An 11922-nucleotide genomic window follows, 5' to 3' on the forward strand; every position below is an offset into this window, starting at 1 on the left:
ATAAAAAATTTTGAGCTACAAATATAATCTTTCTCTTACTTTTTTAGTCTAGATTTATCTGTTTTTTTACAATTATGGCATCATTTATTATAAAAGGCATAGGCATCATGGTTTCTGTTCTTGGTGTAATGTCGAAAGCCATACTTTCAAACAAATCATAAGAGGTTTCATAGATTATAAATGATGGATTTTGCTCTTTGGGAATTGAAAAGCGAATTGATAAGTACGCGTCATTATTTGCAAAATAATAGCTTAAAACTTGGCTATTGGTTTTAAATACAAATTCGGAATCATTTCTATTGGGCAGCGATTCGCCATTTACAATAAAGGTTTTAAAGGAAAGGGCATTGGTAGAAAGTAACTCTATTCTATTAATTTTTCTTTGAGGCGTTATTTTTAAATCTATATGTCTGAATGCATCAATAATTGTGTCTTTGCTAATTTCTATTTGGGGTTGAATTATAGTTTTGACTTCTGTTTTTTTATGCAATTTTATTTTCGTGCCATACTTACTGGCCGTTGTTGAGTTATCAAAACCTCCTGCTGTGGGGGTATCACCCAAAAATTGATTTGTAAATTCATCAGTTTTTTTGTTATAACTAGCCCAATAAGCTTCGTTTTTGTCTGCATCTAAAACATAGATTATACTATTTGGTTGTTTTTGTTCAATGGAATAGCCTGATTTAAATGCTGCTGAAATAAATAAAAGCAATGAAAGTGCAAGAAACAATCGTCCTAATTTCTTTATGTTTTTATAAGATGAAAAAATAGGTACGAGTAAACCAAATAGTAGTACGATGAAAATGCTGCTAACTACTAGCATTTTTAATCCCAATCCGATTGGAAACATCTGTATTAAAGGGACGAAGATAAATAAAACAGGAATTGATAATACGCTTAATAAAACGGATTGATGTTCTTTTTTTGAGAACAGTAGTAGTGCTAAGGCTATTATACCATATATGCCTGCTATTATAAAGTAGCCAGCACCTTTTAAATAAATGCTGATCGTTATATTGATGATAATCCAAATGAATAGTGGGGCGATTATTAAATTTTTAGCTTCTATTTTTTTAAAATAACGATTGTAAATAATTATGCAAATGGCTAAAGTTAAAGCTGAAAAAGAGGCAATATACCAATGGCCATTGTAGGTGAATCCATGTAAAATATCCTGATATTGAGGATGGATTTTGAGGATTAATTTCCAACCGAAAAACGTGAAGAACCCAGAAATTAGCAAGGAGAATATAAATGGAATAAACCCTTTAAATAGTTGAGTAAGTATTAATTTTTTTTTTGAAATTCCAAAAATTAGCAATCCTAGAAATACGAAGCTGAATATTATAATCATTGGTAATACCCATGAAAAAGGATAATATATCATGCCCATATAAGGCATATTAAAATATACGTTATCACTATCTGAATTGAGATTGGTTAAATCAGCATCCGCAAAGTAATTTAGCAACGGTATCAAATAGCTTGCTTGATGTTCTAATGTATTTCTATCTAAGCGTTCATAACTATCTTGTTCTGTGTGATAATCAAAATGGTCATCTATAAAGGCAAAATTGTAGCCTTGAATATTACCATCCTCTCTAAAAACAGTTAAATCAGTATCGTTAGGTAACATTTTATAAATACTATACATTAACGAACTTGCAACTGGATATTTTGGCTTAGCCTTTGCAAATTGTTCAATTAGTTTTTTGTTACCCCCATTAGTTTCCATGAGCATATAGCTGGGTCCGCCACTACCTCTTGCTTCAAAATTCAAAACCAAGCCAACGTCTTTAGCCCAAGGATGATGATTTACGAATGCATTTGCACCTAATAAACCTAATTCTTCGGCATCAGAAATTAGAATAATAATATCATTTTTAGGAGCTTTATGAGTTGTCATAAATGCTCTTAGACCCTCTAAAATTGTCACGACACCACTTCCAGCATCACTAGCTCCCAAAGAAGAATGAACAGCACTATCGTAATGGGTTAAAAGCAATAATGCTTTTGAATTATCAGTGCCTTTTATTTTTGCTATGATATTTTGTGTATTTGTGCCCGCTCTCCACTTTTTATTGAGAGCTACTTGCTCTTGAATTTCAGTGGTTAATCCTAGTTTTTCTAATTCACTAACTATGTATTCTTGTACTTTTTTATGTGCTGTAGTACCTACAAAGTGAGGTTTTTGGGTTATTTCCTTTAAATGCACGAGAGCTCTATCACTCGAAAACTCGTTAAGTGGAATAGTTGTATCAGATTTTTCTTTTGGCATTAAGCTACTGAATGACAAGTAAATGATTGTTGTAATTATAATAAATGAAATGGCTGAAGCGTATTTTTTCATTCTGATTATAGGTTTGATTGAAAATGGATTTTTGACTAAAGTAAGTATTTTTAAAGAATTTATGTTATATTTATACGAACCTAAAAATATTAAGTTATGGCAATCAAAAGTTTTCAAGGCAAAAGATCTCAACCTCAAAAAGAGGAATTAAAACCAGCTTTAGTGTCTGATTACATGACTACAAAGTTGATTACATTTAAACCAGACCAACCCGTTTCTGAGGTGATAGAATCTTTAATTCAAAATAGAATTTCAGGTGGACCAGTTGTTAACGAAAATAATGAATTACTCGGTATTATTTCGGAAGGAGATTGTATTAAGCACATTTCAGAAAGCAGATATTATAACATGCCAATGGATAATAATACAGTAGATAAGCACATGGTGAAAAATGTGGATACTATTGATGGAAATATGAATATTTTTGAAGCAGCTGATATGTTTTTAAAAGCGAAGCACAGACGTTTTCCTATTGTAGAGAACGGTAAGCTAATAGGACAGATAAGTCAAAAAGACATTCTTATTGCAGCTCTAAAACAAAAAGGAGAGAACTGGAAGTAAAACTTTTAAATTTTTAATAAAAAAAAGCCCCACGCTTCAGTGGGGCTTTTTTTTCTAACTAAACTATCAACTTAAACTAATTCTTATTATTTTTTATATTAAAATTTTTCTAAATCCTTTTTTGAGGATTTCCTTAATCTGGGGAGAAAGGAGATAAAGTTTTAATGGTAAATTTTTTTTATTTTTATCATAAAATTTCCACTTATTACGACTAAAGCATTGTTTGTTTCGCTGCTTCGGTTATAAAACAATCTATAGCATAAAACTCCCCCTTTAAAATGAAATTTTTTACTGTAATATTTTTAAATACCTGATTTTTAGTTAGTTTAAGTTGTATTTTTTTTCTTTAGTTATGAATGTGATAATGAAGTTGGGGGTGAAGTTTATGGTTATTTTTTTGTTGAATTAAGTAAAATTAAGGCAGCGTTATCATTGTATTGGTACATTAGAAAAAGTTAGGAGGTGAAAGGTCTTCAATTTAGTCAATAAACAAAAAAAGCCTCACTCTTCAGCGGGGCCATTTTTCTCTAACTAAACTATCAACTTAAACTAATTCTTATACTGTTTTTTATATTAAAATTTTTCTAAATCCTTTTTTGAGGATATCCTTAATCTGGGGAGAAAGGAGATAAAGTTTTAATGGTAATTTTTTTGTTGTTATCATAAAATTTCCACTTATTACGACTAAAGCATTGTTTGTTTCGCTGCTTCGGTTATAAAACAATCTATAGCATAAAACTCCCCCTTTAAAATGAAATTTTTTACTGTAATATTTTTAAATGCCTGATTTTTAGTTGGTTTAAGTTGTATTTTTTTTTCTTTAGTTATGAATGTGATAATGAAGTTGGGGATGAAGTTTATGGTTATTTTTTTGTTGAATTAAGTAAAATTAAGGAAGCGTTATCATTGTATTGGTACATTAGAAAAAGTTAGAAGGAGAATGGTCATTAATTTATTCTATAAACAAAAAAAGCCTCACTCTTCAGCGGGGCCATTTTTCTCTAACTAAACTATCAACTTAAACTAATTCTTATACTGTTTTATATTAAAATTTTTCTAAATCCCTTTTGAGGATTTCCTTAATCTGGGGAGAAAGGAGATAAAGTTTTAATGGTAATTTTTTTTGTTATCATAAAATTTCCACTTATTACGACTAAAGCATTGTTTGTTTCGCTGCTTCGATTATAAAACAATCTACAGCATAAAATTCCCCCTTGAGAAAGCGATATTTTTAAATATTATTTTTAACTATTTGGTATAAAGGTGTTAGTGATTGTTTTTATTTTGAAATTACAGAGGTGTTAGTGGTTTTAATTTTGATGGAAGGTTAATGTTTAGGTAAGATTAAGTGTAGTTATGGTAACAATCGTATTTAATTAATTTTTTGAAGAATGATTTATATTATCGTTTTTTAAACAAAAAAACCCCACGCTACGTGGGGTTTATTTCTTCTAACTAAACTATCAACTTAAACTAATTTTTGTCTTAATTCTGGGGAGAAAGGAGACATGAGTCTATCGGTTAAATTATTGTCTTTTTCATAGCAATTTTCCCGTTTTCGACAGAAGCGTTGTTTGTAACGTTGCTTCGAATATGAAACAATTAGCTTTAAGAAATTCCCCCTAAAAAAGTAAATAAAATGTTTTAAAAATTATAACAAACTGATAAACAGTATATAAAAATATAATTAATTTTAGTTGTTATTTTGAAAAGTGATTTTACCACCATTTTTATTTGCTGTCGATTACAAAACAGATTCGTATTTAATTTTTCTTTTGCATATTAAATTCATTTCTATTTTGTTACTACATATAATTATTAATTCTGAATTGGGAAGTTTTCTTTACAGGTAAACGGAGGTTTTTTAAACAAAAAAACCCCACGCTACGTGGGGTTTATTTTTTCTAACTAAACTATCAACTTAAACTAATTTTTGTCTTAATTCTGGGGAGAAAGGAGACATGAGTCTATCGGTTAAATTATTGTCTTTTTCATAGCAATTTTCCCGTTTTCGACTGAAGCGTTGTTTATAACGTTGCTTCGAATATGAAACAATTTACTAGGAGAAATTCCCCCTAAAAAAGGAAAATAATTATTAAATAGATTCTAAGTTGCTGGTATTTAGAGTTATAAACATCTTATTGTTCTTTAGCAAAGATAAATCACACCAACATCATTATTGATGTAAAATGTATTGTATATCATACAGTTCAGTTTAAGATTTAATTATTTTATAAGTTGCTTTATTACCATTTTCATCCTTAATTTTCAGATAATAAACCGCACTTTTAAGTCCTGAAATATCTAGAATCTCTCTGTTAGGGTTGTAACTATTTAATTTTTGTCCTAATAGGTTGTAAATTTCGATACTTGTAATATCTATACCATTATTTGAAACTGTAAGGTTGTCTTTAGCAGGGTTGGGATATACTTTTAAGCTCTGTTTTATGAATGAATCATCTACGGCAAGTATGCTACTAAATTTTGTGTCAATCAAGTCCCACAATTCACTTCTATTACCATCATAATTCAACGCCCATATACCTATGCCCCCTAAGTTTTTACTTAAAGCTAAGCTATATTTTAAATCTAAACTTTGCTCATTGTCAGCCCAAACTTGATGCCAGTCACCGGATGACTGCCACGCATAATATGGTGTTTGTGAGCTTGCGTTCCAAACATCGCCACCATGATTATCAGATTCTATGGCAGTATCTTGGTAGAAAGTGGAACCTTCATATGATGTTATTGAAGAGCCTGCAGAACTCGAAGAAGTTTTATAGTGCTTGCCGTAATAAGGAACTGCAAGTACTATTTTTTCAGGGTAATTAGCTATGGCTTCACCGTAGTCATTAGTAAGCGATTTAGTTACGCTAATACCTCCACTGGGATGTGTTAAAGGAGCTACCGCAGCAGTATATGAACTCCACCATTATAGTCATAAGCCATAACTATGAGCTGATCTACAGCTTCGGCCAAATCATTAAGTTCCCAACCGCTCCAATTGACAGCGGGTGCGTCAAAAGAAACTTCTTTTCCGGGTAAATTTGAATGAATATAACTTGTTAAATCGGCCATAAAGGTATTTATAAGAGAACCCCTATCCGCAGAGTCTAAGCCTTCAAAATCAATATTAACACCATCTAATTGGTACGTTGTTATTGTGTTTTTTATAGCAGTAAATAATGCTGTTTTAGAAGTCGAGTTCGTAAGTAATGTATGAATTTGAGAACTGTTAAAATTAGTAACAGCCATAATAACTTTTACACCTTCAGTATGTGCTGCATTAATAACATTTGTCCATGGCCAGCCTGAAGGGTTTGTAATTGTACCTGAAGCGGAAGCTTTAAAATCAAATGCCGCGATATGTGTAAGTAAATCATATTGAAGGTTGTCATGGGCTCCACTAGAATATTCCCAATAGGGTAGAAATCCAAATATTATTTTAGATAGGTTTGTAGATTTTTTTGTTTGAAGCGGGATTATATCTGTTCCATTTGGATTGTAAGAAGATTTTAATATTTTAGTATATCCAAATTCTTCACTATGTTGTTGATGGGTTGATTTTCTATCAATTTCTTGACTAAAACTTAAGGTAAAAACTAGTAATGAAAGGGAAGTTAGTAATGTTTTTTTCATGGGGTTCATTCTTTTTTTATGAGTAAATAATAATTGTTTTCTAATGGTAAATAACCTTGGTCATATATATAAAAATAGGTGTTTCCAGTTTTTGTAGTGTAGATTGATGTGAAAAAGGTAAAATCAAAATTGTGATTCAATAATTTTGCTCGGGTTACTTTTGTTTTACCTGTTGTATTAAGATCTGAAAGTGTTTTGTAATTTTTTCTTAAGCGATTATTGGTGTTTCTAATTAGGTTTTTACTATCTCTGTTTACTTTATTATTAAAAGCATTACGACAATAATCAGAACAAAACTTTTTATCTTGACGGCCAATAATTTTTGATCCACATTCGGGGCATAATTTTTCCATAGATTATTGTTGTTTATATTTCTCATTTTCATAAGTCAATATAACTTTTTCAGTTTGCACAGAAGTTACCTTGTCTTCACATTCACCTTTGCTTTCCTCATACACAACAGTTTTGTTGGTAATATCAACAACGATATCTAAGAAGCCATTAGTTGCGTTTTTAGATATTGAAAATTGTCTGCTTTCAATTTCAAATTTTCCATAACACTTCATGTCGGTTTCGCCTATCGATTCATAGATAGGGTAGTTTTTTAAAATATTTTTTAATTCTTTGCCCTGACTGATAAATAATGAAATTGATTTTGCATAGTAGGGATTCGGTTGCGACATGCTTCTTTCATGTAAAACAACACCAAATGCGTTTGTGTTTTTATCAATTAAATAGGAAGTTGTATCAATACTAATGTCATAAATAAAAATCGCGTCAGATTGCCAACCACTTGTTTCGTGGCTTTCAAAAAATAAACTTTTAATTTCTTTCGTTTTGTTGTTGACTAAAACGACATAACTATCTAACGCTGTAAAATCTTCTTCTAGTTTTCCTATTTTGGGTATTACAATAACCGTTTCATCTGTATTGTAAGGTAATTGCATTTCGGCGAAGGAACCATCACAATCTTCTACATTAATATTTAATTGATTCATCACATTTAATGTTAAATCAGATAATTGTGCAAAGGAAATTTGGCAGCAAAAAGCAAAAAAAAGAATACTTTTAAAATTCATGTTCATAATTGTATATAATGCAATATACAATTTATCCGTTTACATTCAGATAAACCTTGATTAAATACACTAAAAAGTAATCTTATAATACTTAATAATATTTTAAGTAGATGTTCTATTTTTCAGTAATTTAGCTTAGTTAATTAGATACCATAATGGATTTAAAAGATGGTGTAAAAACCTCGGAAAATAAAGTGTCCTCTGAAGCTTATAAGCTATGTGAATTTGTTAAAGATAAAAGCAATTCATTGATAGATCGATTAGAAAGTTTCGAAGATATTATTAATTTGGAATCTGGAGATACAGGTTTAAATAGAGCAAAAACGCTGGAACGTGAGTTTGATATTCGTCAATTGTATATTAAATATGAAGGAGACAATCCAACGGGTACTCAAAAAGATCGCATAGCTTTTGCTCAAGTTTATGATGCATTGCGTAGAGAGTTTGATGTAATTTCTTTAGCTACTTGTGGTAATTATGGTGTAGCAATGGCATTAGCTTCAAATCTTGCTGGCATTAAATGTAAAATTTATATACCAGAAACCTATCATACTGATCGGATTGTTGAAATGGAGTCACTCAATGCAGAAATTATACGTTTGCCCGGAAGTTATGAAGATGTTGTTATGAGTAGCACAGAAATTGCTGAAAAAAATGGATGGTATGATGCCAACCCAGGAGGCGTAAATACACCTTTGCAAATTTCAGCCTATTCACAAATCGCTTTTGAAATTGTTGAAGAATTAGGTGATGCACCTATGTATTGTGCTGCCCCGGTTTCTAACGGCACTTTGTTTGCCGGTATCTATCGCGGATTTGTAAGTCTTTACAAAAGAGGGAAAACCTCTAGAATTCCTAAAATGATTGCCGGATCTTCTTCTGGTAAAAATCCTATTGTACAATCTTTTAAACAAGGCTTAGACTATTGTAAAGATTTAAACCCTGAAGCTATAAAAGAAACAAAATACAATGAACCCTTAATTAATTGGCACAGTTTTGATGGTGAAGAGGCGTTATATGCCTTACAACAATCGGAAGGTGAGGCATTCAATATTAGTGATAAAAAAATGAAAGAAATGTGTTCGTTCTTATTGAAAAAAGAAGGGATAAAAATATTGCCAGCGGCTACAGCAGGTCTTATTGCCTTGTTAGAATTAGATGAAAAATTAAACTTTAAACCTGATAGATTTGTGGCAGTTATCACTGCAAAATTTTAAATAAAATTAGTTAAAGATGAAAAATTCAATTGATGGAAAAGCATTAGTTTATTGTGACGATGCTTTTAATACGCCTAACGGAAAAACGGCTCACGGATTAGTTCGTTTTACCGAACGATACGACGTTGTTGGTGTTATTGATGGTAATTATGCTGGGCAAGATGCTGGGCAAGTATTGGATGGAAAGGCAAATAATATACCAATTTTTAAAAGTATTGAAAGTGCTGTAAAGAAGCTGACAGAAACGAATAATACACCTAGATCTTTGGTTATTGGGTTGGCTCCTGATGGAGGTCGTTTGCCAATTCAGGCTAAAGATACTATTAAAAAAGCCTTAGAAATGGGGTGGAATGTTGATAGTGGATTACATGATTTTCTAACAAATGATAAAGTGCTAACAAAGTTAGCTGCTGAAAATAATTGCACTATTAGAGATGTACGTAAAACTCCAGATAGAGATCAACTACATTTTTTTACAGGAGATATAGAAAAAGTTAATTGTTTAAAATTAGCCATTTTAGGTACAGATTCTGCCATTGGTAAACGCACCACAGCTTGGATTATCGTTCATGCTTTTCGAAAAGCGGGACTAAAATCGGAAATGATAGGAACTGGTCAAACTGCTTGGATGCAAGGAGCGAAGTATTCTATGATTATGGATAGTTGTATCAATGATTTTGTCTCTGGAGAAATTGAACACGCAGTAGTCAGTGCCTACAACAATGAAAAGCCTGATGTTATTGTCATTGAGGGTCAAGGAAGTTTAATGAATCCTGCCTATCCAGGTGGATTTGAAATTTTGGCTGCTGGAAGACCAGATTATGTTATTTTGCAACATGCTCCTAAACGTGTTGAGTATGATGGATTTCCTGGATATAAATTGCATTCAATAAAGGAGCAAATAAATGCTATTGAGGTTATTTCAGGTAAAAAAGTAATTGCAATTACTATAAATCATGAAGAAATGACAGCAGATGAAATTTTACCTGCTTGCGAAGCAGTAGAAAAAGAAACAGGATTACCAACTTTTGATGTATTAGCTTATGGAGCTGACGAGTTAATTGGCCTGTTAAAATTTAAATTATAATAACCACTGAAGTTGTATACGTTATTTTCCTCTTTATAATTTTATCAAATAATCGTTGAGCGTATAAGGATGAAAGTAACGTATAACATTATCAAATTAACACTTGGTCCTATTAGGTGTTTTAAATATTTAGGTCTGCTTCTAATTTTAGTACATCGTTATTAATCAAGCAGTCCGCTTAGCTTTTAAATAAAATGAAAATTAATAAAATATCTTACCAACGTTTTGATATTAAATTATCAGAACCTTATACCATTGCGTATGAAACCATAAGTAAATCTGTTAACTTTATTCTAAAAATAGAAACCGATTCCCTTTTGGTGGGGTACGGTTGTGCAGCACCAGACCCGGTAGTTACGAATGAAACTCCTGAAGCGGTAGAAACAGCTCTTAATGATATCATCATTCCTTTTTTAAAAGGTAAAAACCCATTTCATTATGCTAAAATACTAGCGGATTTAAAAGTATTGTTAAAAGAAAAGTCATCATCCTTGGCAATGGTAGATTTGGCATTGCATGATTTAATCGCCAAAAAAGCCGACGTGCCGTTGTATGAATATTTGGGAGGTTATCGTAATAGTATTGCGACAAGTATCACTATTGGAATTCTTCCAATACAAGAAACATTGAAACAAGCCAAAGAATTTGTAAAACAAGGGTTTGGTATTATAAAAGTTAAAGGTGGACTAAATGTGTCAGAAGATATTGAAAAAATGATGCAAATTCATGAAGCTTATCCAAATATTAAATTACGATTTGATGGAAATCAAGGTTATTCTTTTTTTGAATCTATCGAATTTGTAGAAGGAACTAAAAAAATTGGAATAGAAGTATTTGAACAACCAACATTAGTAGAAAATGAAGAAAAATTAGGTAAAGTGACCCAAAATGTGCACTTGCCAGTAATGGCTGATGAAAGTTTAAAAACGTTAAAAGATGTCTTTCGTCTCGCTCAAAATGAGCATATAGATATGGTGAATATTAAATTGCAGAAAGTAGGTGGTATTTTAGAAGGGTTGCACATAAATTCTGTGGCTAAATCGGCAAAACTAGAAGCTATGGTGGGGTGTATTGATGAGTGTGGTTTAGGTATTTCAGCAGGCTTGCATTTTGCTCTTTCTAGACCTAATATTCATTATGCTGACTTAGACGGGCACCTCGATATGATCAACGATCCTTGTAAAGGTCTGTTTAATTTAAAAGATGGAGTGCTTTATCCTAGTTCTTATCCAGGATTGGGTAATTTAAATCTTTAGTATGTTTCAGGTGTTAAGTTGGGTTTTAGAAGGTTGAAATTCAGTAGTTTATTAGTAGTTTTATACTGAGCGGTCTGTTTTATTTTATATTTTTATTGGCAATAAGCAATGTATTTGAGCCATTAACTTTTTCTTCAAGGGCAACATCATAGTTTTTGCCTTGTAATAATTGTACAATTTTGGCAATTTTATTTCCATCTTTCAATTCCAAAGAAGCATTGCATAAAATAGTAGAAGAAGCGTTCATTAAGTTTCTCCAAAATGGAGATTCTAAAAATGGACTGGGCACTTTAGTGTCAATGTATAAATCAATGATTATTAAATCGAAATTTTTGGTATTTAGTTGCATAAAAAGTTCGGCGTCATCACAAATAATAGAAAGATTTTCACCTTCTTTAACATCAAACTCTTCGTCGGCAATTTTTATAATTACAGGGTCAATTTCTACGGCTATAATTTTATGTTGATAATTGAAATCGTTTTGTAAGGTTTTTATTACGCTACCACCTCCCATTCCTAAAATAAGGATTTCTTTACAAGTACTAATATCAATTTTTTGCAAGCCAATTTTTAATATTTTCTGCAGAGAGCCGTATGAATAGTTGGCATTTGTAGAATTTAGGTGCTTAATGCCGTTGTACCAAGTAATTTCCAAATCGCCACTAAATTTAGAGGTTATTTTTTTGGTAACTGGGTAAATATAACTGAAGAGTTTTTTCATTTGAAAAACAAA

General features: G+C 31.3%; 9 protein-coding genes and 1 pseudogene. 4 read left to right on the top strand and 6 right to left on the bottom strand.

Annotated elements, in window-relative coordinates; translation table 11 throughout:
- Nucleotides 1-43: 43 nt before the first annotated feature.
- Nucleotides 44-2350: a M28 family peptidase gene (locus D3P13_RS16065; RefSeq protein WP_117883894.1), complete on the bottom strand. Its 2307-nt coding sequence runs from the start codon at nt 2348-2350 to the stop codon at nt 44-46.
- 96 nt (nt 2351-2446) lie between these two features.
- On the opposite strand from D3P13_RS16065, the gene D3P13_RS16070 reads away from it, so the two are divergent.
- A complete protein-coding gene (locus D3P13_RS16070) occupies nt 2447-2911 on the top strand; it encodes a CBS domain-containing protein (RefSeq protein ID WP_117883895.1) in 465 nt (154 codons plus the stop codon).
- 2215 nt (nt 2912-5126) lie between these two features.
- On the opposite strand, the gene D3P13_RS21965 is transcribed toward D3P13_RS16070, so the two are convergent.
- The 4 genes and pseudogenes from D3P13_RS21965 to D3P13_RS16090 all read right to left on the bottom strand — a co-directional run bounded on the left by D3P13_RS21965 (nt 5127) and on the right by D3P13_RS16090 (nt 7548).
- Nucleotides 5127-5408 (bottom strand): T9SS type A sorting domain-containing protein, encoded by a 282-nt coding sequence (locus tag D3P13_RS21965; protein WP_157972943.1) that lies wholly within the window; start codon nt 5406-5408, stop codon nt 5127-5129.
- 84 nt (nt 5409-5492) lie between these two features.
- A pseudogene (locus D3P13_RS16080) lies at nt 5493-6559 on the bottom strand (glycosyl hydrolase family 18 protein); the annotation flags it as partial.
- Nucleotides 6556-6903, bottom strand: a complete 348-nt coding sequence (locus D3P13_RS16085) for a hypothetical protein (RefSeq protein ID WP_117883897.1) — start codon at nt 6901-6903, stop codon at nt 6556-6558. The gene D3P13_RS16085 and the pseudogene D3P13_RS16080, both read right to left, overlap by 4 nt.
- Nucleotides 6904-6906: 3 nt before the next feature.
- Entirely contained in the window at nt 6907-7548 is a 642-nt protein-coding gene (locus tag D3P13_RS16090) for a PA3715 family protein (protein WP_157972945.1), read from the bottom strand.
- A gap of 236 nt (nt 7549-7784) precedes the next feature.
- Here D3P13_RS16090 and D3P13_RS16095 point away from each other — a divergent pair, with 236 nt between their 5' ends.
- The 3 genes from D3P13_RS16095 to D3P13_RS16105 all read left to right on the top strand — a co-directional run bounded on the left by D3P13_RS16095 (nt 7785) and on the right by D3P13_RS16105 (nt 11189).
- Nucleotides 7785-8846: a pyridoxal-phosphate dependent enzyme gene (locus D3P13_RS16095; protein WP_117883899.1), complete on the top strand. Its 1062-nt coding sequence runs from the start codon at nt 7785-7787 to the stop codon at nt 8844-8846.
- 16 nt (nt 8847-8862) lie between these two features.
- The gene (locus D3P13_RS16100) at nt 8863-9933 is read left to right on the top strand and encodes a DUF1611 domain-containing protein (protein WP_117883900.1); all 1071 of its coding nucleotides are present in this window, start codon (nt 8863-8865) and stop codon (nt 9931-9933) included.
- A gap of 194 nt (nt 9934-10127) precedes the next feature.
- Entirely contained in the window at nt 10128-11189 is a 1062-nt protein-coding gene (locus tag D3P13_RS16105) for a mandelate racemase/muconate lactonizing enzyme family protein (RefSeq protein WP_117883901.1), read from the top strand.
- A gap of 79 nt (nt 11190-11268) precedes the next feature.
- On the opposite strand, the gene D3P13_RS16110 is transcribed toward D3P13_RS16105, so the two are convergent.
- Nucleotides 11269-11910 carry a spermidine synthase gene (locus D3P13_RS16110; RefSeq protein WP_117883902.1) on the bottom strand — a complete coding sequence of 214 codons (642 nt, stop codon included), beginning with the start codon at nt 11908-11910 and terminating at the stop codon, nt 11269-11271.
- Nucleotides 11911-11922 lie beyond the last annotated feature (12 nt).

The organism is Aureibaculum luteum, from assembly GCF_003449015.1.
GTDB lineage: Bacteria > Bacteroidota > Bacteroidia > Flavobacteriales > Flavobacteriaceae > Aureibaculum > Aureibaculum luteum.